At 75.3% G+C, this 21,195-nt stretch carries 19 protein-coding genes; 11 read left to right on the top strand and 8 right to left on the bottom strand.

Annotated features, from left to right (window positions below):
* Positions 1–7: 7 nt before the first annotated feature.
* The 3 genes from ACI8AC_RS14145 to ACI8AC_RS14135 all read left to right on the top strand — a co-directional run bounded on the left by ACI8AC_RS14145 (position 8) and on the right by ACI8AC_RS14135 (position 3,476).
* Positions 8–1,954, top strand: a complete 1,947-nt coding sequence (locus ACI8AC_RS14145) for a fumarate reductase/succinate dehydrogenase flavoprotein subunit (protein WP_456898427.1) — start codon at positions 8–10, stop codon at positions 1,952–1,954.
* Positions 1,951–2,766, top strand: a complete 816-nt coding sequence (locus ACI8AC_RS14140; RefSeq protein ID WP_456898426.1) for a succinate dehydrogenase/fumarate reductase iron-sulfur subunit — start codon at positions 1,951–1,953, stop codon at positions 2,764–2,766. The genes ACI8AC_RS14145 and ACI8AC_RS14140 overlap by 4 nt, the downstream gene beginning before the upstream one ends.
* Positions 2,767–2,924: 158 nt before the next feature.
* The gene (locus tag ACI8AC_RS14135; protein WP_456898425.1) at positions 2,925–3,476 is read left to right on the top strand and encodes a PaaI family thioesterase; all 552 of its coding nucleotides are present in this window, start codon (positions 2,925–2,927) and stop codon (positions 3,474–3,476) included.
* A gap of 18 nt (positions 3,477–3,494) precedes the next feature.
* Here the strand turns inward: ACI8AC_RS14135 and ACI8AC_RS14130 are convergent, their stop codons facing one another.
* Positions 3,495–3,812, bottom strand: a complete 318-nt coding sequence (locus ACI8AC_RS14130) for a hypothetical protein (protein ID WP_456898424.1) — start codon at positions 3,810–3,812, stop codon at positions 3,495–3,497.
* Positions 3,813–4,014: 202 nt separating this feature from the next.
* Between ACI8AC_RS14130 and ACI8AC_RS14125 the strand changes: the two genes are divergently transcribed.
* The gene (locus ACI8AC_RS14125) at positions 4,015–6,315 is read left to right on the top strand and encodes a putative bifunctional diguanylate cyclase/phosphodiesterase (protein ID WP_456898423.1); all 2,301 of its coding nucleotides are present in this window, start codon (positions 4,015–4,017) and stop codon (positions 6,313–6,315) included.
* A gap of 65 nt (positions 6,316–6,380) precedes the next feature.
* On the top strand, positions 6,381–7,226 hold the full coding sequence (locus ACI8AC_RS14120; RefSeq protein WP_456898422.1) for an acetoacetate decarboxylase family protein: 846 nt from the start codon (positions 6,381–6,383) through the stop codon (positions 7,224–7,226).
* Here ACI8AC_RS14120 and ACI8AC_RS14115 read toward each other — a convergent pair.
* Entirely contained in the window at positions 7,199–8,233 is a 1,035-nt protein-coding gene (locus ACI8AC_RS14115) for a glycosyltransferase (protein ID WP_456898421.1), read from the bottom strand. The genes ACI8AC_RS14120 and ACI8AC_RS14115 overlap by 28 nt on opposite strands.
* Positions 8,234–8,656: 423 nt before the next feature.
* On the opposite strand from ACI8AC_RS14115, the gene ACI8AC_RS14110 reads away from it, so the two are divergent.
* The 3 genes from ACI8AC_RS14110 to ACI8AC_RS14100 all read left to right on the top strand — a co-directional run bounded on the left by ACI8AC_RS14110 (position 8,657) and on the right by ACI8AC_RS14100 (position 11,374).
* On the top strand, positions 8,657–10,027 hold the full coding sequence (locus ACI8AC_RS14110) for a TrkH family potassium uptake protein (RefSeq protein WP_456898420.1): 1,371 nt from the start codon (positions 8,657–8,659) through the stop codon (positions 10,025–10,027).
* On the top strand, positions 10,020–10,682 hold the full coding sequence (locus ACI8AC_RS14105; protein WP_456898419.1) for a potassium channel family protein: 663 nt from the start codon (positions 10,020–10,022) through the stop codon (positions 10,680–10,682). Before ACI8AC_RS14110 ends, ACI8AC_RS14105 begins: the two co-directional genes overlap by 8 nt.
* A 68-nt stretch (positions 10,683–10,750) precedes the next feature.
* Positions 10,751–11,374: a dienelactone hydrolase family protein gene (locus tag ACI8AC_RS14100; protein WP_456898418.1), complete on the top strand. Its 624-nt coding sequence runs from the start codon at positions 10,751–10,753 to the stop codon at positions 11,372–11,374.
* 46 nt (positions 11,375–11,420) lie between these two features.
* On the opposite strand, the gene ppk2 is transcribed toward ACI8AC_RS14100, so the two are convergent.
* The 5 genes from ppk2 to ACI8AC_RS14075 all read right to left on the bottom strand — a co-directional run bounded on the left by ppk2 (position 11,421) and on the right by ACI8AC_RS14075 (position 17,182).
* The gene (gene ppk2 / locus ACI8AC_RS14095) at positions 11,421–12,260 is read right to left on the bottom strand and encodes a polyphosphate kinase 2 (RefSeq protein ID WP_456898416.1); all 840 of its coding nucleotides are present in this window, start codon (positions 12,258–12,260) and stop codon (positions 11,421–11,423) included.
* 79 nt (positions 12,261–12,339) lie between these two features.
* Positions 12,340–13,776, bottom strand: a complete 1,437-nt coding sequence (locus ACI8AC_RS14090; RefSeq protein WP_456898415.1) for a DUF2252 domain-containing protein — start codon at positions 13,774–13,776, stop codon at positions 12,340–12,342.
* Between the two features lie 30 nt (positions 13,777–13,806).
* Positions 13,807–14,847 (bottom strand): aldo/keto reductase, encoded by a 1,041-nt coding sequence (locus ACI8AC_RS14085; protein WP_456898414.1) that lies wholly within the window; start codon positions 14,845–14,847, stop codon positions 13,807–13,809.
* Positions 14,848–14,977: 130 nt separating this feature from the next.
* Entirely contained in the window at positions 14,978–16,786 is a 1,809-nt protein-coding gene (locus ACI8AC_RS14080) for a potassium channel family protein (RefSeq protein ID WP_456898413.1), read from the bottom strand.
* A 9-nt stretch (positions 16,787–16,795) separates the two neighbouring features.
* Positions 16,796–17,182: a DUF6394 family protein gene (locus tag ACI8AC_RS14075; RefSeq protein WP_456898412.1), complete on the bottom strand. Its 387-nt coding sequence runs from the start codon at positions 17,180–17,182 to the stop codon at positions 16,796–16,798.
* Between the two features lie 251 nt (positions 17,183–17,433).
* Here ACI8AC_RS14075 and ACI8AC_RS14070 point away from each other — a divergent pair, with 251 nt between their 5' ends.
* The 3 genes from ACI8AC_RS14070 to ACI8AC_RS14060 are packed head-to-tail and all read left to right on the top strand — an operon-like array spanning position 17,434 to position 20,886.
* The gene (locus ACI8AC_RS14070; protein ID WP_456898411.1) at positions 17,434–18,264 is read left to right on the top strand and encodes a hypothetical protein; all 831 of its coding nucleotides are present in this window, start codon (positions 17,434–17,436) and stop codon (positions 18,262–18,264) included.
* A 46-nt stretch (positions 18,265–18,310) separates the two neighbouring features.
* A complete protein-coding gene (locus tag ACI8AC_RS14065; protein ID WP_456898410.1) occupies positions 18,311–20,134 on the top strand; it encodes a fumarate reductase/succinate dehydrogenase flavoprotein subunit in 1,824 nt (607 codons plus the stop codon).
* Positions 20,131–20,886 (top strand): succinate dehydrogenase/fumarate reductase iron-sulfur subunit, encoded by a 756-nt coding sequence (locus tag ACI8AC_RS14060; protein WP_456898409.1) that lies wholly within the window; start codon positions 20,131–20,133, stop codon positions 20,884–20,886. Before ACI8AC_RS14065 ends, ACI8AC_RS14060 begins: the two co-directional genes overlap by 4 nt.
* A gap of 19 nt (positions 20,887–20,905) precedes the next feature.
* On the opposite strand, the gene ACI8AC_RS14055 is transcribed toward ACI8AC_RS14060, so the two are convergent.
* On the bottom strand, positions 20,906–21,133 hold the full coding sequence (locus ACI8AC_RS14055; RefSeq protein ID WP_456898408.1) for a hypothetical protein: 228 nt from the start codon (positions 21,131–21,133) through the stop codon (positions 20,906–20,908).
* Positions 21,134–21,195: the final 62 nt, after the last annotated feature.

Genomic DNA, 21,195 nt, shown 5'->3' with positions numbered 1-21,195 from the left:
GGCCACGATGCCCCTCGAGCTCTTCACCGTCGGCGACCCGATCGCGGACACCAAGGCGCCCATGGACGTGCCGATCGCCGAGCGCTGGAGCACCCGCCGGTTCCGCGCCCGGCTGGTCAACCCGGCCAACCGGCGCAAGATGACCGTGATCGTGGTCGGCACCGGCCTGGCCGGCGGCTCGGCCGCCGCGACGCTCGGCGAGGCCGGGTACCGGGTCAAGTCCTTCTGGTACCAGGACAGCCCGCGCCGGGCGCACAGCGTCGCGGCCCAGGGCGGGATCAACGCGGCCAAGAACTACCGCAATGACGGCGACAGCGTGCACCGGCTGTTCTACGACACCGTCAAGGGCGGTGACTTCCGCTCGCGCGAGAACAACGTGCACCGGCTGGCCGAGGTCAGCGTCAACATCATCGACCAGTGCGTGGCCCAGGGCGTCCCGTTCGCCCGCGAGTACGGCGGCCTGCTGGACAACCGCTCCTTCGGTGGCGCGCAGGTGTCGCGGACCTTCTACGCCCGCGGTCAGACGGGCCAGCAGCTGCTCTACGGCGCCTACCAGGCCCTGGAGCGGCAGATGGCGGCCGGCAACGTCGAGCAGCACGCCCGCACCGAGATGCTGGACCTCGTCGTCGTCGACGGCCGGGCCCGCGGCATCGTCGCGCGCGACCTGGTGAGCGGGGAGATCAGCACCCACTTCGCCGACGCCGTCGTCCTCGCCACCGGCGGGTACGGCAACGTCTTCTACCTCTCGACGAACGCCAAGGGCTCCAACGCCACGGCCATCTGGCGGGCCCACAAGCGGGGCGCGTACTTCGCCAACCCCTGCTACACGCAGATCCACCCGACCTGCATCCCGGTCAGCGGCGACTACCAGTCGAAGCTGACCCTGATGAGCGAGTCGCTGCGCAACGACGGCCGCGTGTGGGTGCCCAAGGAGCGTGGGGACACCCGCGACCCGCGGGACATCCCCGAGGAGGACCGCGACTACTACCTGGAGCGGATCTACCCGTCGTTCGGCAACCTGGTCCCCCGCGACATCGCCTCGCGGCAGGCCAAGAACGTCTGCGACGAGGGCCGCGGCGTCGGGCCCAACGGCCTGGGCGTCTACCTGGACTTCGGCGACGCGATCCAGCGGCTCGGCCGCTCGGCGGTCGAGGCCAAGTACGGCAACCTCTTCGACATGTACAACCGCATCACCGGGGAGAACGCCTACGAGACCCCGATGCGGATCTACCCGGCCGTCCACTACACGATGGGTGGGCTGTGGGTCGACTACGACCTGCAGTCGACCATCCCGGGCATGTTCGTGATCGGCGAGGCCAACTTCTCCGACCACGGCGCCAACCGCCTGGGCGCGTCGGCGCTCATGCAGGGCCTGGCCGACGGCTACTTCGTCCTGCCCAACACCATCGCCGACTACCTCGCCGACGCCCCGTTCGAGAAGATCGACGACAGCCACCCGGCCGCCGTCGAGGCCCTCACCGGGGTCCGCGAGCAGATCGACCGGCTGCTGGCCATCCAGGGCACCCGCACCCCGGCGTCCTTCCACCGGGAGCTCGGTCGCCTGATGTGGGACCTCTGCGGCATGGAGCGCTCGGAGGAGAGCCTGCGCAAGGCCCTCGACCGGATCCCGGAGATCCGCCAGGAGTTCTGGACCAACCTCAAGGTCTCCGGCGACTGGTCGGGCTTCAACCAGACCCTGGAGCACGCCGGCCGGGTCGCCGACTTCATCGAGCTCGCCGAGCTGATGTGCATCGACGCCCTGCACCGCAACGAGAGCTGCGGCGGCCACTTCCGCGCGGAGAGCCAGACCCCCGAGGGTGAGGCGCTGCGCGACGACGAGGACTTCGCCTACGTCGCCGCCTGGGAGTGGACGCCGGAAGGCGCCCCGCCGGTGCTGCACCGCGAAACCCTCGAGTACGAGTACGTCCACCTCGCCCAGCGGAGCTACAAGTGACAGCCACACGTGAGGACACCACCCACGTCGGGTCGACCGTCGAGCCCGGCCGGGGGATGCACCTGACCCTGCGGGTCTGGCGGCAGCCGAACCCCTCGGTCAAGGGCAAGATGGTGACCTACGAGCTCGACGACATCTCGCCGGACATGTCCTTCCTGGAGATGCTCGACGTGCTCAACGAGCGCATCATCATGGAGGGCGGCGACCCCGTCTCCTTCGACCACGACTGCCGCGAGGGCATCTGCGGCATGTGCGGCGTCATGATCAACGGCATCGCGCACGGGCCGGAGCAGACGACCACCTGCCAGCTGCACATGCGGTCGTTCAAGGACGGCGACTCGATCGACATCGAGCCGTGGCGGGCCACCGCCTTCCCGGTGATCAAGGACCTCGCCGTCGACCGGCGGGCGTTGGACCGGATCATCCAGGCCGGCGGCTACATCAGCGCCCCGACCGGGACCGCCCCCGAGGCGCACTCGGTGCCGGTGCCCAAGAAGGACGCCGACGCGGCCTTCGACGCGGCCACCTGCATCGGCTGCGGCGCGTGCGTGGCGGCCTGCCCGAACGCCTCGTCGATGCTGTTCACCGCGGCCAAGGTGACCCACCTGGGCCTGCTGCCGCAGGGGCAGCCCGAGCGCAACGACCGGGTGGTCAACATGGTCGCCCAGCAGGACCGCGAGGGCTTCGGCGGCTGCACCAACATCGGCGAGTGCTCCGCGGCCTGCCCGAAGGGCATCTCGATGGAGACCATCTCCCGGCTCAACCACGACCTGCTCGGCGCCCTGCGCGCCGGCGCGCGGCCCAAGAGCTGAGAAGGGGCCCCGTCAGGGGCCGGCCGGCGATCATGGCGCCGGGACCACCGCGGGCCTCGCCCGGGCGGTCCCGGCGCCATGATCGTTCGCGGGCGCGTCCTCGCGGCGGCAGGCGCCCCTGCCTCGACCCGCTGAGTTCGGTGTGCGAACCTAGACCGGTGACGACCTCCGAGGCCCTCCCCGAGTCCCTGCCCGAGCCCGCTCCCGCCGCCTGGGGCGAGCCGCGCTCCCGCACGGTGACCTGGCACGACCCGATGGTGGTCGCCGCCGGCGCCCTCGAGCGCAGCGGGCTGGAGGCGCTGCGCGCGATCGCCGACGGCACCCTCCCCCCGCCGCCCATCGCCCGGCTGTTCGCCATGGACGTCGTCGCCGTCGAGGAGGGCCGCGTCGAGTTCTCCTGCGCCCTGGACGAGTCGGCCTACAACCCGATCGGCGTCGTCCACGGCGGGCTGGTGTGCACGCTGCTGGACACGGTCGCCGGCTGCGCGGTGCACACCACGCTGCCGCGCGGCACCGGCTACACCTCCATCGAGATCAAGGTGAACTACCTGCGGGCGGTGCACGCCTCGAGCGGGCCGCTGACCGCGGTCGGGCGGGTCACCAAGCCCGGCCGGCGCGTCGCCTTCGCCGAGGGCGAGGTCACCGACGCCGCGGGCCGCACGGTCGCGACGGCGTCGAGCTCGCTGCTGGTCTTCCCCCTGGCGGGGTGACGCGACCGCGCCCCGGCGTCAGCGCCGGGGCGCGCCCGCCCCGCTCGGCCGCCGGTCCCGCAGGCGGCCCCAGGCGGCCGCTCCCGCCAGCGGCACCAGGACGACGAAGGCGCCCAGCACGAACGGCGCCGGCGAGCCGGTCGGGTCCAGCCCGGCCGCACCGGCCGCGGCCGCGGTCACGGCCAGGAGGGCGAGGACCAGCCCGGCGGTGCCACGGGCGTCGGCGGACTCGTCGGCGGCGTCGTCCCGGGGCACCCGGGACCGGGCCATCAGCACCCCCGCACCGGCCGCGAGGACCGCCGCCACGAGGAGCAGGAGCACGCCGAGGGTGGCCATGACCCCACGGTCGCGCGGCCCGGGACGGCGGTGCCAGCGCCGCAACGCGACCTCAACGGACTGTTCACGGCCCGGTCGTGGAGCGACGGCGGGATCCCCCGCGCGGGTGAGCCCGCGGCCGCCCTGCGTCCAGTGCGGGCGGCGCCCTGCCGTCCCCTGCAGCAGCCGCCCCGGCCGGGAGCGGCAGGCTCCGGGAGGAGAGGTGGCGAGCACCGTGCCGCGGACGTCGTTGCGCCGGCTGCGCCGGCACCTGGCCCGGCCGACCGAGCTGGTCGGGCGCACCCGGTGGCTGTTCCACCTGCTCGCCGTGCTGTCCCTGCTGCTCACCGTGCCGGCCGCCCTCCCCGTGGCGGGCCCGGCAGGCCCGGCGGGGCCGGCGCTGCTCGCCTGGGCCCTGGTCGCCCAGCTCGCACCGTGGACCCGCCGCTACGCCACCGGCCGGGTGACCCCGGCGCTCGACGCCCTCGAGGTGACGGGGCTGGCCGCGCTGGCCGTCGTCTGCCCCGGCCCGTCGGTCGCGTTGGCGACCGCCTTCCCGGCGCTGTGGTCGCGGGCCGTGTACGGCACCGGCCGTCAGCTCGCCGGCTACGTCACCGGGGTCTGCGCGGCCCTGGTGACCGCGATGCTGGCCGGCCCCGCGGTGCCGGGTCACCCGCCCCTGGAGACCTCGGTGCTCGGCGCGCTGCCCATCGTGGTCATCACCACGGTCGGCGCGCGGCACCTGGCCCGGGTGCTGTTCGCCGCCGAGCGGACCCGCGAGCGGGACGCCGCCCTGGCCACGCTGGGCGCCGGGCTGATCGGGGTCACCGACGCCGTCGAGATCCGGCAGCGCGCGTGGGCGGCGACCCGGGAGATCTGCCGGATGACCCCCGGCCTGCGCGCCCTGGTGGTCGTCGAGGACGGCCCGGGCCCCCTGCGGGTCAGCGGCTGCGCGGGCGGCTTCGCCGAGGAGCCGGCCGACCTCCCCCGCACCGTCCTGCCCGTCGGCCCGGACGACGGCCTGCCGCGGGTCGTCCCCGACCCCGCGTCGCTGACCGAGGCGGCCGGGTTCGGCGCGGACTGGCTCTGCCTGGCCCTGCCCGCGTCGCCGGGCCGGTGGATGCTGCTCGGCGCCCCCGAGGGCGTGCCCGCCGACGCGGTCACGGCGATCCGGTCGATGAACAACCAGGCGGCCCTCGCGCTGCGGGTGAGCGCCGCCCACCGCGACCTCGCCGACCTCGCGCTCACCGACCCGCTCACCGGGCTGGCCAACCGCACGGCCTTCACCTCCGCGCTGGAGGACGCCGCCCGCACCCCCGGGCCCGGCACGTGGGTGCTCTTCCTCGACCTCGACGACTTCAAGCGGGTCAACGACGAGCTCGGGCACGCCGCCGGCGACCAGCTGCTGCGCCGCGCGGCCGCCCGGGTGGTCGGCGCGCTGCGGGCGCAGGACCTGTGCGCCCGGCTCGGCGGCGACGAGTTCGGCGTGCTGCTGCGCGACGCCGCCGAGGACGAGGCCGCGGCGATCGGGCACCGCCTGGTCGAGCTGCTCAGCGCCCCCGTCCGGCTGGACGGGCAGGTGGTGCGGGTCGGCGCCAGCGTGGGGCTGGCCGCCCTCGCCGCCGGGACGTCCGGGAGCGACGCCGTCCGGGCCGCCGACCTGGCGATGTACGCGGCCAAGGGCGCCGGCAAGAACCGGGTGCAGGCCTTCACGCCCGACCTGCTCGAGACCCCCGCGCCGGCGCCGGCGGCCGCCGAGCTGCGCGCGGCCCTGGACGACGGCGACGTGGTCGTCCACTACCAGCCGGTGGTCGCCGCCGACGGCGGCCGCTGCACGGCGGTGGAGGCGCTGGTCCGCTGGGCGCACCCGGTCCGCGGCCTGCTGGGCCCGGGCGCCTTCCTGGACGTGGCCGAGCAGACCGGCCTCGTCGTCCCCCTGGGCGAGCAGGTGCTGCGGCAGGCCTGCGCCGACGTCGCCGCCTGGTCCGACGGCGGGCTGCCGGTGGCGGTGCACGTCAACGCCTCCCCCTCGCAGCTGGCCTCCCCCCGGTTCGTCCCGCTGGTGCGGGCCTGCCTCGCCGAGCACGACCTGGCACCGGAGCGGCTGGTCGTGGAGATCACCGAATCGACGGTGCTCGACTCGGCGGCCGCGCGGTCGACGCTCACCGCCCTCGACGCGCTCGGCGTGGGCCTGGCGGTCGACGACTTCGGCACCGGCTGGTCGGCGCTGACGACCCTGCGCACCTACCCCGTGGACGTGGTGAAGATCGACCGGTCCTTCGTCGTGGGCGCGGTCTCGGAGACCGCCGACCTCGCCGTGCTGGAGGCGGTGACGCAGATGGCCCGCCGGCTCGGGCTCACCACGGTCGCCGAGGGCGTCGAGGACCCCGCCCAGCTGCGCGTCGTGCAGCAGGCCGGCGTGGACGCCGTCCAGGGCTACCTGCACCTGCCCGCGGTGCCCGCCGACGAGCTGACCGCCTGGCTGGCCCGGCGGCGGGTGCTCGCCGTCCCGCTGCCCCGGTAGCCGCCCCCTCCCCCGCCGCCCCGGCGGCGGGCATGCTGGAGGGCGGCCGGCGAGGGGAGACCACCGTGCAGCGATCCGAGGCCCCGGCACTGCCGCTGCGCTACGCCGACACGGCCTGCCTGGCCTCCGTGCACGCCGCCTCCCTCGCCGCCGTGGCGGACGTGCTGCCCAGCGACCGGCTGCGCCCGGTCCGCTGGACCGGTGGGCGGGCGCTGGTCTCGGTGGCCGCGTTCCGCTACCGGGCCGTGGCGACCGCGGGCGACCCGCCGGGCTGGCTCACGCCCTACGGTGAGGTCTCGGTCGCCGCCGTCGTCACCCGGGGCCCGGCGCTCCCGGTGCTGCCCGTGCTGCGCCGCCGGCTGTCGCTGTTCGTGCTGCACCTGCCGGTCACCACCGCCGAGGCGCGCGACGCCGGCCGGGAGCTGTGGGGGTTCCCGAAGTTCGTCGCCGACGTGGCCTTCACCGAGGGGCCCGGGCCGCGGCGGGCGCAGCTGTCCGAGGGCGGCCGCCGCGTGCTCACGCTGACCGGGAGGGGCCGCGGACCGGTGCTGACCGACCGGCGGCCCGCGGTGATGTACACCGAGCACGGGGGCCGGCTGGTGGAGACGGTGGTCTCCACGACCGGGCAGCTGCGGCTCGGGTGGGGCCCGCGGGCCGGCCGGCTGGAGCTGGGCGACCACCCGGTCGCCGACGAGCTCCGCACCCTGGGGGTCGACCCGGCCCCGCTGGCGGTCTTCGACTACCTCGCCCACGCCAGCGTGCTCCCGGCCGGGCGGCCCGTGGGGCCGGCGCGCCCCTGGCCCGGGCACGCGGGGGACGCGACCGCCGGCCGCTGCACGGTTCGGTGGCCGGGGATGCCGCCGCTGGACCTCGCCCCCGGCCCTCAACCGGTGGCGGCCAGCGACCGGTAGAGCTCCAGGTGGGCGAGCGCCGCCGCCTCCCAGCCGTGCCGCCCGGCCAGCACCTGGCCGGCGAGGCGGCGCACGGGGCAGTCCTCGGCGGCCGCGCGCAGCAGCGCGGCCGCCAGCGCGGCGGGCCCGCGGGCGGCCAGGGCCGCATCCCCGAACGCCCCGCGCAGCTCCGGCCGGTCGCCGGTCACCAGCGGCACCCCGGCCGCCAGGGCCTCCAGCGCGGCGGGCCCCCACCCCGGTGAGGGGTCGGGCAGCGCGAAGGCGTCGGCAGCGGCGACCAGGGCCGGCAGCTCGGCGTCCGGGACGGGGGGCAGCAGCACCGGGTAGACGTCCCGCTCGGCGGCCCGCACCTCGACCCGGGTGCGGACGGCGTCCTCGAGCGTCGCCCCGTCGAGCAGCACGAGCGCCAGGTCCGGTCGCTCGGCCTGGAGCCGGGCCGTGGCCGCCACCAGGTCGAGCACGCCCTCGGCCGAGCGGGGGTGGGCCGGGGCGAGCACGTACCGGCCCAGCCGGGCCCGCCAGCGGCCGCGCCGCGCCGCGCCCGCCGCGGTGGAGGCCGCGGTGAAGGCGTCGACGTCCACCCCGGCGGGCACCACGGCGACCGGGCGGCGGAGGCCGGGCGGGACGTCGCCCCCCGGGGTGGTGCGGACGAGGGCCCGGGCGCCCGCTCCCCCGAGGTCGTCGGCGTCGGCGGGGTCGGGGGTGTGCACGCCGGAGGGTGCGGCGGCGGCGCTGACCGCGTCCTGCGTGTGCACCACGTCGTAGCGCTCCCCTGCCCGGGCGAGGGCGGCGCCGAGGGCGGCCACGGCGCGCGCGTGGCGGGCCGCCGGGGATCCACCGGGCAGCTCCGGGAGGGGCACCGGGCACAGCCGGACGCCGGCCGGCGCCGCGACGGGCGCGACGGCCAGCACCCAGGCGGTGACCTCGGCCCCGGCCCGGGCGAGCGCGCCGGCCAGTGCCAGGGTCCGGCCCGGTCGGGTCGATCCGGTCAGCAGGGCGATCCTCATCCGCGGGCCTCCGCACGGGCCCGGCCGGTGCGCCGGGACGTCGGGCCCCAGGGTGGCCGACGTCCGTGACCGCCCGGTTTCCGCGCCGTTGCACCGCCGCAGCACCCGCCGGTCGCCGTGCACCTCTCGGTGAGGTCGTCGGTGCAGGACCGGGGTCGAACAGGCGGCCCCGGGCCGAGGCCCGAGCCCCGCAGGCGTCCCGTGACCTCCGTCCCCTCGATCCACCACCGTCCCGGTCGGGGTCCCCGACCCGTCCTCCCAGCCGCGAGGACGTCGGCCTCGCGATCGGACGGGCCCGCACCGAGGTCGACCGGCTGCAGGCCGACCTGGCCGAGGCCGGCGAGACGGTGCGCGACCTCCGGACCCGGTGACCACCGCCCGTACCCTGCCTGCGACGCTCTGCTCCGTGCAGGTCGGGACGCGGTGAGCGGGGAGGTCCGTGCCCGGGCCGGGCGGTCGACGCCGTCGGCGGGCTTCACCCGGCCCGGCCGGGTCATCGCCACCGCCTTCGCCGGGGCGGTCGCCGTCGGCACCGGCCTGCTCTCGCTGCCGGTGGCGACGGCCGGCCCGGGGCGGGCCAGCCTGCTGGACGCGCTGTTCACGGCCACCTCGGCGGTGTGCGTGACCGGGCTGGTCACGGTCGACACCGGCACCTACTGGTCGGGCTTCGGCCAGGTCGTCGTGCTGCTGCTCATCCAGGTCGGCGGGCTGGGCATCATGACGCTGGCCAGCCTCTTCGCCCTCCTCCTCTCCCGGCGGCTGGGGCTGCGGGCCCGGCTGGTCGCGCAGGCGGAGACCCGGTCGCTGTCGGCCGCGGACGTGCGCCGGGTGGTCCGCACGGTCGTGGTGTTCAGCCTCGCGGCCGAGGCGGTGGTGGCGGCCGTCCTGACCGCGCGGTTCGCGGTCGGCTACGAGCTGCCCCCGCCCACCGCGCTCTGGTACGGGGTGTTCCACGCGGTGTCGGCGTTCAACAACGCCGGCTTCGGGCTGGACGCGGCCAGCATCATCCCCTGGGTCGCCGACCCGTGGATCTCGCTCACCCTCTGCACGGCGGTGGTGGTGGGCGGCCTCGGCTTCCCGGTGGTCTTCGAGCTGGCCCGCTCGTGGCGCCGCCCGCGCTCCTGGTCGGTGCTCACCCGCATCACCGTCCTCGTCACCGCCGTCCTGCTCGTGGTCGGCACCGCCGGCTACCTGCTCGCCGAGGGCGGCAACCCGGGCACGCTGCGCCCGCTCGGCGCCGGGGCGACCGTGCTGGCCGCCTTCACCGCCTCGGTCATGGCGCGCACCGCGGGGTTCAACAACATCGACTTCGGCGCGGCGCAGCCGGAGACGCTGCTGCTCACCGACGCGCTGATGTTCATCGGCGGCGGCAGCGCCGGGACGGCGGGCGGCATCAAGGTGACCACGTTCGGGCTGCTGGCGGCGGTCCTCTGGGCGGAGATGCGGGGGGACCCCGACGTGGAGGTGGGCCGCCGCAGGGTCCCGGCCGGCAACCAGCGGCAGGCCCTGGCGGTCGCGCTCCTGGGCATCGCGCTGGTGGCCGTGGGCACCTTCGTGCTCCTGGCCGTCACCGACGTGGCCTTCGACCGGGTGCTGTTCGAGACGGTGTCGGCGTTCGCGACCGTGGGGCTGTCGACCGGCATCACCGCCGACCTGCCGCCGTCGGCCCAGGTCGTGCTCGTCGTCCTGATGTTCGTGGGCCGGATCGGACCGCTCACCCTGGCGTCGGGGCTGGCCCTGCGCGAGCGGGCCCGGCGCCACCAGCTCCCCGACGAGAGGACCATCGTTGGCTAGGCACACCGAGCCCGTCGCCGTCATCGGCCTGGGCCGCTTCGGCACGGCGCTGGCCCTGGAACTGGCCCGCGAGGGCACCGAGGTGCTCGCCGTCGACCGCCGTCCGGAGATCGTGCAGCGGATGTCCGGCCGGCTGGGCCAGGTGGTGGTCGCCGACTCCACCGACATCGAGGCGCTGCGCGAGATCGGGCTGGCCGACTTCCAGCGGGTCGTGGTCGCGATCGGCACGGACCTCGAGGCCAGCATCCTCACCACGGCGCTCCTGGCCGAGCTCGAGGTGCCCGACATCTGGGTGAAGGCGCTGACCAGCCAGCACGCCCGCATCCTCGAGCGCATCGGCGCCCACCACGTGGTCTTCCCCGAGCTCGAGATGGGCGAGCGGGTGGCGCACCTGGTATCGGGCCGGCTGCTGGACTGGGTCGAGGTCGACGACGAGTGGGTGTTCGCCCGGACGAAGCCGCCCCGCGAGCTGGTCGGCGTGCCGCTGGGCCGGTCGGGCGTGCGGGCCCGGCACCGGGTGACCGTGGTGTCGGTGAAGCCGCAGGGCTCGGACCGGTGGACGCACGCGGACACCGGGACCGTGCTCAGCTACGGCTGCGAGATCGTGCTCGCCGGCCGGCCGGCCGACGTCGAGCGGTTCGTCGACCGCCCCTGAAGGGGGCCGGTCCGCCGGATCCCGGTGGCGGGCCGGTGCCGGGGGCGGGGAGGGAGGAAGATGAGGGGGTGACCCTCGATGACCCGGTGATGACCCTCGGCGCTGAGGCCGCACCGGGAGTCCTGCTCCTGCACCCCTGGTGGGGCGTGACCCCCGCCGTCCGGCTCTGGGCCGAGCACCTGGTGGCGGTGGGCCGCCGGGTGCTGGTCCCCGACCTCTTCGGCGGCCGCCGCACCTGCCAGGTGCACGAGGCCGAGCAGCTGGCGCAGGCGGCGATCGCCGATCCGGAGGTGCAGGCGCTGGTCGACCGCTGCGCCGACCGGCTGGCCGCCGGCGGCCGCCCCTGGGTGGCCATGGGCTTCTCGCTCGGCGCGTTCCTCGCCTGCCGGCTGGCCGCGCGGGGGACGACGGCGCCCGAGGAGCTCGAGCTCCTGTACGGCGGCCAGCCCCCGACGGGCCCCGACGTCGGGACCCGCCACGTCGAGCTGCACGTCGTCCCCGACGACCCGTGGTTCCCCGAGGCGGAGCTGACCCCGGTCGAGGAGGGCTTCCGGGCCGCCGGCGCCGAGGTCGTCGTGCACCGCTACCCCGGCTGCGGGCACTGGTTCGCCGAGGAGGGCTCCACCGGGTACGACCCGGTGGCCGCGACGGTGGTGCGCGACCGGGTGCTCGACCGGCTCCGGGTGGACTGACCCGCCGCACCCCGCCGCGCGGGGTCAGGCGCCCCGCCGCGCCGGGTCAGGGGACGACGTCGGGGACGATGTTCTGGCTCTCCTTGGGCGGCCGGACGTAGTCGTCGGTGATCGGCGGGCGCGGCGGGAGCTCGGGGACCCGCGGCGTGAGGTCGAGGTAGGGCACCTGGGCCAGCAGGTGGTGGATCACGTTGAGCCGGGCCCGCTTCTTCACGTCGGCCTCGACCACCCACCACGGCGCCTCGGGGATGTCGGTCGCGGCGAACATCGCGTCCTTCGCGCGGGAGAACTCGACCCACCGGTTGCGGGCCTCGAGGTCCATCGGGCTGAGCTTCCAGCGCTTGGTGGGGTCCTTCAGCCGGGCCTGGAAGCGCTTCTCCTGCTCGGTGTCGCTGACCGAGAACCAGTACTTGAGCAGCTTGGTGCCGCTGCGGACGAGCATGCGCTCGAACTCCGGGCACGAGCGGAGGAAGTCCTCGTACTCCTCGTCGGTGCAGAAGCCCATCACCCGCTCGACGCCGGCGCGGTTGTACCAGGAGCGGTCGAACAGGACCATCTCGCCCCGGGCGGGCAGGTGCTCGACGTAGCGCTGGAAGTACCACTGCCCCTTCTCCCGCTCGGTGGGGGCGGGCAGGGCGACGATGTGGGCGTAGCGCGGGTTGAGCGACTCGGTGATCCGCTGGATGGCGCCGCCCTTCCCGGCGGCGTCGCGGCCCTCGAAGACGACCACGACCTTCAGGCCGTGGGCACGGACGTACTCCTGCTGCTTGACCAGCTCGATCTGGAGTCGGGCGAGCTCCTTCTCGTAGTAGGCGTTGTCCACCTTGGCGGTCGACTGGGGCGCCTCCTCGACGGAGGTCCCCGACCGGCGGCGTGCTGCGGCCATGGCGGGAGGATCGACCCCCGCGGCGGCCTCGGCAACCCGGTGGGCCCGGTCCCCTCGTGTTCGAGGGGACGCCGAGCGGTCAGGCGCCGGGCTCCGAGGGCAGGCGGCCGCGGGCGACGGCGGTCACGAGGCGCTCGTGGTCGCGCTCGGTCTGGTCGGCGTAGGCGCGGGCGAACCGGCACAGGGCCCGGTCGAGCTTCCCCTTGCCGCCCACGTAGCCGGCGATCATCGACGCCCCGCTGGTGCGCGCGTGGCCCTTGGCCAGCAGCCGGCCGCAGATCCCCGCGTAGTCGGTCAGCGCGGGGGCGTCCAGCGAGTCGACGGCGATGGTGCCCTTCATGTTGCGGAACTGCCGGACGTAGAACTGCCGGCCCGCGACGGTGGTCCAGCCGAGCAGCGGGTCGCTCACGGTCTGCAGCGCCTGCTGGTATTCCACCACCCGCTGCCCCTGGTGGGCGTGCCACGCGGACTCCCCGTGCACGTGCCGCGCCAGCACCGACCTGCGGGCCTGCTTCAGCTGCAGGAACAGCACGTCGTCGGCGCTGCTGCCCTCGCACAGCGCCACGTAGGCCCGCAGGCCGACGCTGCCGACGCCGACGACCTTGTGCGCGACGTCCACGAGCGTGTAGCCGCCGAGCAGGCGGCGCCAGTGGCCGCGGAGCGTCCCGAGGTAGTCGTCCAGGGCGCGGGCCACCTGGTCGGCCTCCTCCGCGTCCAGCCGGGTGATCAGCGGCGGCTCCTCGACGATCCGCCGGCCCCGCTCGGACTCCTCGGTGAAGCGGGGCAGCGCCCGGTCGCTGACCCGCCTGCGGGCCCGCTTCGCGGCGCGCTCGATGGCCGTGCGCAGGGACCGGTCGCTCGCCGTCGTGTGCAGCCCGGGGACGTCGAGCCGCTCGAACGACCGCAGGAACAGGGGCTCGCCGGCCAGCCACCGCACGTGCTCCCGGTACCGCCGGGCCATGGAGGCGACGGCGTCGCCGCACTGGTCCTCGGTGGCGGAGTTCTGCCGGCCGGCGACCCAGATGCTGGCGGCCAGCCGGCGCAGGTCCCACTCCCAGCCGCCCGGGTGCGCCTCGTCGAAGTCGTTGAGGTCGATGACGAGGTCCCGCTCCGGGGAGGCGTAGAAGCCGAAGTTGCCCAGGTGCGCGTCACCGCAGACGACCGGCCGGATGCCGGTGGCCGGGAGGGCGGCGAGATCCGCGGCCATGACCACCGCGCTGCCGCGCAGGAACCCGTAGGGGGAGGCGGCCATCCGGGCGACCCGCACCGGCACCAGCCGGTCCACCCGGCCGGCGTGCGACTCCACGATCTGGTCCACCACGTCCACCCGGCCCGCCGGCGGTGCCCAGTCCCCGAGCGCGGACCGGGGCACCTGCTGCCGCAGCCGCCGTCCGAGCGCGTACCGCTCCGCCCGGGGCGTCGGGCGGCGCCGCAGCGACGCGTAGGCCCCGCCGTCGGCCGCCTCGAGCACCACGTGCCCGTCGGCTCCGACCTCTGCACCGCCGACCCCCGCCATGAGCTGCTCCTGGCACCCGCCGGAGGCCGGTCAGCCGACCCCGGGGGCGGGCAGGTCGCGGCTGCGCTGCTCGGCCCCCACCCCGCCGTAGGGGTAGTCGGCCGCGCCCGGATCGCTGACCGCGTCGAGGCGGTCGGTCTCCTCCGGGGTGAGCGCCAGGCCGGCGGCCCCGAGGTTGCCGCGCAGCTGGTCGGTGGTCCGCGCGCCGAGGATCACCGAGGTGACGGCGGGGCGGGCGGCCAGCCAGGCGAGGGCGACCTGGGCCATCGACGTCCCCCGGGCCTCGGCCACGTCCTGGACCGCCTCCAGGACGTCCCAGGTCCGCTGCCGCGTGCTGACCCGGTCGTAGGCCTCCATGCCGCGCCCGGGGTCCTCGCCGAGCCGGGTGGCGCCCTCCGGCCGCTGGTCGCGGGTGTACTTGCCCGACAGCCACCCGCCCCCGAGCGGCCCCCACGGCAGCAGGCCGAGCCCGTTGTGCAGGCACGCGGGCACGATCTCGTACTCGGTCTCGCGGGTGAGCAGGCTGTAGCTCGGCTGCAGGGTGACCGGGACGGCGAGGTGCTCGCGCTCGGCGAGGTCCACGGCCTTCTGCACCTGCCAGCCGGTGAAGTTGGACAGCCCCGGGTAGCCGACCTTCCCGGCGCGGACGGCGTCGTCGAGGAAGCGGAGGGTCTCCTCCAGCGGGGTGAGCGGGTCCCACGCGTGCAGCTGGTAGAGGTCGACGTGCTCGACCCCGAGCCGGCGCAGCGAGTCGTCGAGCGCCCGCCGCAGGTGGCGGCGGGAGCTGCCGACGGCGTTGGGCTCCGCCCCCATCGGCATCCGGCCCTTCGTGGCCAGGACGACGCGGTCGCGGACGTCGGCCGGCCGCGCGGCCAGCCACCGGCCGACGATCTCCTCCGCCGCGCCGGCCGAGTAGACGTCCGCGGTGTCGACCAGCGTGCCGCCGGCCTCGACGAACAGGTCGAGCTGCTCGTGCGCGCCGGCCTCGTCGGTCTCGGCGCCGAAGGTCATCGTGCCGAGGCAGAAGGCCGAGACCGCGCAACCGCTGCGGCCGAGGGTGCGGAAGTCCATGGCGGCGACGATGCCGCACCCGGCCGGACCCCACCACGCGGGGCGGCCTGCTCCCCGGCCGGCGCCGGCGGTGCCCCCGCGACCGTGCTCCCGCGACCGTGCTCCGGCGACCGGGCTCCCGGGCGCACGGTCAGGAGGGCGACGGCACGGGCACCCGGCGGCTGAGCCGGCGCCACAGCCAGCCCGACGGGACCCGCCGCCCGGTGACCAGGTACTCGGGCACGGCGTCGTCGAAGAGCGTGCCGGTCAGGGCCCGGCGCACCCGCGGGCGGCCGGCGAGCAGCAGCTCGTCCCCGTCCTCGAGCGGGAGGTCACCGTCCGGGGCCATCAGGTGCTCGCTCCCGCGGCGGAGCAGCAGCGGCACCGCTGCCAGGGGCCGGTCCCGGTCGGCCGGGCTGCGCAGGAGGTCCCCGAGCCGCAGCCCGCCGTCCCCGAGCCAGGGTCGCAGCGACGGGGCACCGGCGTCGTCCAGCCGCACCTTCCACAGCGGGTCGAGGTGGCGCCCGCACCGCTCGGCCAGGCGGGTGGTCAGCGCGGCGGCCCACTCGTCGTCCTCGTCGAGCAGGCCGCGCAGGAACCGCCACAGCAGCGGCGTGCTCAGCCGGGCGTAGGCGTCGTGCGCCACCACCGCGGTGGGCTCGAGCAGGGCGTCGGCCTCGATGGCGGCGAACAGCGGCGCGCTGGCCGGCTCGTTCTGGCGCGCGGCGACGAACAGCCCGGGGTTGGCCCGCCGCGCCTCGGCGACCAGCGACAGGTTGGTCGTGTCGTTGCCGGTCCCCGCCACGAACCCCACGGCGCCCCGGAGGGCGGCCCGGTCCAGGACGCCGGGTTCCGACGCGTCGCCGACCACGCCCGGGGGGTCCTCGCCCTCGCGGGTGCGGGGGTCGATGGTCGTCACCTCCAGGCCCTCGGCGCGCAGGTCCGCGGCGAAGTGCCGGCCGAAGCGGCCGTAGCCGGCCAGCACCCAGCGGCCGGGCCCCGGCGGCTCCTGCAGCGGGGGCAGCTCGGCGCCGGGGCCGCTCTCCAGCCAGGTCATGAGCCGGTAGGACGACGGCTGGCGCAGGGCCAGTCGCAGCCGGTCGCCGAACCGGTCGAAGGGGTTGACGACCGTCGGGTCCCCGAAGGCCCGCATGCGCTCGGCGATCACGGCGGAGGTCACCCGCGCCACCACCGGCAGCCCGGGCCGCAGCAGCGCGGCCGCCATGGTGACGGCCAGGTTGGCCTCGTCGTCGTTGGTCAACGCGACGACCCCGTCGCAGTACGGGTGCTCCAGCCCGACGACGCGCAGGTCCTGCAGGTCGCGGGCGTCCCCGACCAGGCCGGGGACGTCGGCGTGGGAGGTGTTCAACTCGAGGTCGTCGATGCGCGCCTCGGAGAGGTCGACCACCGTGAAGCGCCGGCCCAGCACGTCGAGGGACCGGCCGAGCAGCGCGCCGGTCTGGCCGTACCCGGCGACGAGCAGGAAGGGCTCGCGCAGCCGGGCCACCTTCCGGGCGACGTGCCGTCGGGAGAGCGCCCGGCGGAAGGCGCTGTCCTGGAGCAGGGTGAGGACCGAGCCGATCGCGTAGGCCCAGCCGATGACGGTGAGGTAGATCGATGCGGACACCCAGAGCCGCTGGGCGTAGGTGAAGGTGTTCGGGAGCTCGCCGAAGCCGATGGTCGTCGCGGTGTAGCTCATGAAGTAGAACGCGTCGAACGCGCTCATGCGGGTGGGGTTGCCGGCGGCGTCCTGACCCGGGACCAGCATGAGCCCGAGCACGCTGACCGAGAAGACCAGGAGCAGGGTGATCAGCGGGGCCCGCAACCGCCGGAGGACGACGAAGACCGCGCTCGACTCGGTGGTCCGCGGGACGGCGGCGGTCCGACGGCGCCCGCGGGGCGGGAGCGGCTCCCGGCGCCCGACGGCCCGCCCCCGCGCGCCCCCGGTCGGCTCTCCCACCCCGCTCCCCTAGGGCCGCTGGAACGAGACGGTCTCGATGACCAGCAGCACGAGCGAGACCAGGTTGGCCAGCAGTGCGCCCCCGGAGAGGGAGACGACGCTGGCGGTGGCCCCGGCGGTGAGGCCCTCGGCGCTGACGTGGACGGCGACGACCCAGACGACGGTGGCCGCGAGCAGCTGCAGGTCGGCCACCAGGCTGGAGGCCAGGTGCACGGCGCCGATCTGGGTGCGGTCGCCGAACTTCAGCACGGTGGCGACCAGGTTGACGACCACGGCCGCGAACAGCTCGTACTCGTTGTGCACGACGGGGTCGTCGATGTCGCCGATGAAGAAGCCGAAGTTGAGCGTGGCGGCGAGCAGCACGAAGAACCCGAAGACCACCTTCTCGAGGTTCATGCGTCCGGACCTCCACGGTCGGGTCACCGGCGGTGGCCCCGGCGCGGTGCCCGACGGGGCCCGGCCGTAAACCGGGACCGCCCGGAGCGGTACCGGCGTGGCGCAGGCCCTTCACGCGCGCCGACGTCCGTGGTCGACTGCGCTCACCCCCCACGGCGGCGTTCCCAGCTGGAGCTGGAGGCAACGATGTCGGTGACCCAGGAGCCGGCGGCTCCCCCACCTCCCCCCGTCGCGCCGGGCCGCGGGTCACGATGACCGCCACCGCGCCCCGCGGCACCGGATCGGTCGACCCGCGCGGCGGCGACGGGACGGCCCCACCGGGCCGGGCGGCCATCCCCGCCCGGACGCTGCGGACCGACCGGTGGTGGGTGCAGCCGCTGGTCACCGTCGTCGTCCTGGTGCTGTTCATCGCGTACGCGACGTTCCGGGCGTTCCAGAACGCCTACTACTACGCCTCGCCCTACATCTCGCCGTTCTACTCGCCCTGCATCACGACGCGGTGCGAGGGCGACAGCTTCCCCGAGTTCTTCACCGGCCCGGTCTGGATCTCCCCGGCGATCTACATCCTCGTGCTGCCGCTGGGCATCCGGCTCACCTGCTACTACTACCGGAAGGCCTACTACCGGTCGTTCTGGCTGTCCCCGCCGGCCTGCGCGGTGGCCGAGCCGCACCGCCGGTACACCGGGGAGACGCGGCTGCCGCTGGTCGGGCAGAACGTGCACCGGTACTTCCTGTACGCGGCGCTGCTGTTCAACGTCATCCTGTTCTACGAGGCGTTCCGCGGCTTCCGGGACGCGACCGGCGAGTGGGGCCACATGGGCCTGGGCACGCTGGTCCTGCTGGTCAACGCCGTCCTGCTGTTCCTGTACTCGATCTCCTGCCACTCCTGCCGGCACATCGTCGGGGGCCGGTTGAACAACTTCTCGGCGCACCCGCTGCGCTACCGGGCCTGGACGGCGGTGTCGAAGCTGAACGCGCGGCACATGCAGTACGCCTGGGTCTCGCTGTTCAGCGTGGCGTTCGCCGACCTCTACGTCTTCCTGCTGGCCACCGGAACGATCACCGACCCGCAGTTCTTCTGATGACCCGCCCCCGTGGTGGGGCAGCCCCTCGGACAACGGAGCCCTGATGGTGGAGCTCGAACGGCACGAGTACGACGTCGTGGTGGTGGGCGCCGGCGGCGCCGGCCTGCGCGCCGCGATCGCGGCCCACGAGAGCGGGGCGCGCACGGCCGTGGTGTGCAAGTCCCTGCTCGGCAAGGCGCACACGGTGATGGCCGAGGGCGGGATCGCCGCGGCGATGGCCAACCTCTACCCGGAGGACAACTGGCGGGTGCACTTCCGGGACACCATGCGCGGCGGGAAGATGCTCAACCACTGGCGCATGGCCCAGCTGCACGCGCAGGAGGCACCGGACCGGGTCCGCGAGCTGGAGGACTGGGGCGCGCTGTTCGACCGCACCCCGGACGGCCTGATCAGCCAGCGCGACTTCGGCGGGCACCGGTACGCCCGGTTGGCGCACGTCGGTGACCGCACCGGACTGGAGCTCATCCGCACCCTGCAGCAGCGCACCGTCGCGCTCGGCATCCACGTCTACATGGAGTGCACCGTCACCCGGCTGCTCACCGGGGAGGACGGCGTGGCCGGCCCCGGGCAGGTCACCGGCGCGTTCGGCTACTGGCGGGAGTCCGGGCGGTTCATCGCCTGGCAGGCGCCGTCGGTCGTGCTGGCCACCGGGGGCATCGGCAAGTCCTACAAGGTCACGTCCAACTCCTGGGAGTACACCGGCGACGGTCACTCGCTGGCGCTCCGGGCCGGGGCCGGGCTGGTCAACATGGAGTTCGTCCAGTTCCACCCGACGGGGATGGTCTGGCCGCCGTCGGTGCGCGGCATCCTGGTCACCGAGAGCGTCCGCGGGGACGGCGGCGTCCTGCGGAACTCCGCGGGCAACCGCTTCATGTTCGACTACATCCCCGACTTCTTCCGCAAGGAGACCGCCGAGACCGAGGCCGAGGCCGATCGCTGGTACGACGACAAGCGGAACAACCGGCGCCCGCCGGAGCTGCTGCCCCGCGACGAGGTGGCCCGTGCGATCAACAGCGAGGTGAAGGCGGGCCGGGGCTCGCCGCACGGCGGGGTCTTCCTCGACATCGCCACGCGGCGGGACGCCGAGTACGTCCGCCGGCGGCTGCCGTCGATGTACCACCAGTTCAAGGAGCTGGCCGAGGTCGACATCACCGCCGAGGCCATGGAGGTCGGCCCCACCTGCCACTACGTGATGGGCGGGGTGGAGGTCGACCCGGACACCCAGGCCTCGCGGGTGCCGGGCCTGTTCGCGGCCGGTGAGGTCGCCGGCGGCATGCACGGGTCGAACCGGCTGGGCGGCAACTCGCTGTCGGACCTGCTGGTGTTCGGCCGCCGCGCCGGCCTGGCCGCGGCCGAGCACGCCCGGGCGCGCAGCGCGGACCGGGTCGAGCTGTCCGAGGCGGAGCTGGCGGCCGCGGCGCGGGCGGCCCTCGCGCCGTTCGAGCGGGAGGGCGGGGAGAACCCGTACGCGGTGCAGCTGGAGCTGCAGCAGACGATGCACGACCTGGTCGGCATCATCCGCACCGCGCCGGAGATGGAGCAGGCGCTCGAGCGGATCGCCGTCCTCCGGGAGCGCGTCGCCGCCCTCTCGGTCGAGGGGCACCGGCAGTACAACCCGGGGTGGCACCTGGCCCTCGACCTGCCGCACATGCTGCTGGTGAGCGAGTGCATCGCCCGCGCGGCCCTCGAGCGGCAGGAGAGCCGGGGCGGGCACACCCGCGACGACTTCCCGGCCACCGACGCCGAGTGGGGCCGGACCAACCTCGTCTGCTCCCGCGCACCGGACGGGTCGGTGGCCCTGGCCCGCCAGCCGCTGCCGCAGATGCCGGCCGAGCTCGCGGAGGTCTTCGAGGAGGTGCCGGCATGAGCCACCGGGCGACGTTCCGGGTCTGGCGCGGGGACGCCTCCGGCGGCGAGCTGCGGACCTACACGGTGGAGGTCAACGAGGGCGAGGTGGTCCTCGACGTCATCCACCGGCTGCAGGCCACCCAGGCGGGCGACCTCGCCGTCCGCTGGAACTGCAAGGCCGGCAAGTGCGGGTCGTGCAGCGCGGAGATCAACGGCCGCCCCCGCCTCATGTGCATGACCCGGATGAGCACGTTCGGCGAGCACGACACGGTGACCGTCACCCCGCTGCGGACCTTCCCCGTCGTCCGCGACCTCGTCACCGACGTCTCCTACAACTACGAGAAGGCGGCGCGGATCCCGGCGTTCACGCCCCGGCCGCGCGACCCCGACGGCAACCACCGCATGCAGCAGGTCGACGTCGAGCGGCCGCAGGAGTTCCGCAAGTGCATCGAGTGCTGGCTGTGCCAGGACACCTGCCACGTCATCCGGGACCACGAGGAGAACAAGCAGGCCTTCGCCGGTCCGCGGTTCCTGATCCGGCTGGCCGAGCTCGACATGCACCCGCTCGACGTCGCCGACCGCCGGGACGCGGCGCAGGACGAGTTCGGCCTCGGGTACTGCAACATCACCAAGTGCTGCAGCGAGGTGTGCCCCGAGGGGATCCACCTCACCGACAACGGGATCATCCCGCTCAAGGAGCGGGTGGTGGACCGCAGGTTCGACCCGCTCACCTGGCTCGGGTCGCGGATCCGGCGGCGGGCCGGCTCGTGAACGCGGGCCCGGGACCGGGTCAGTCGTCCCGGTCGGCGGCCGCCCGGCGCTCGGCCCCGGTCTCCTCCGCGTAGCCGGCGTCCTGGCCGGCGACCCGGCCGACGAACGACTCGCCCTCCGCCGTGCCGGTGGTGCCGGCGGCGTCCGGCGCGTCGGGCGCGTCGGACGGGCCGCCGGTCGCCCGGGACAGCGCCTGGGCGTCGTCGCGGTCGACGTCGCCCTCCCCCGGCCGCGGATCAGGCTCCACCGCCGTCCTCCGTCCCGCCGTCCTCCGTCAGGCGGTCGCCCGTCCCGACGACGCCCGTCCCG

Source organism: Geodermatophilus sp. SYSU D00758, assembly GCF_054049955.1.
Note: the sequence above shows the minus strand (reverse complement) of the source record. Positions and strands in the feature narration are given on the sequence as shown.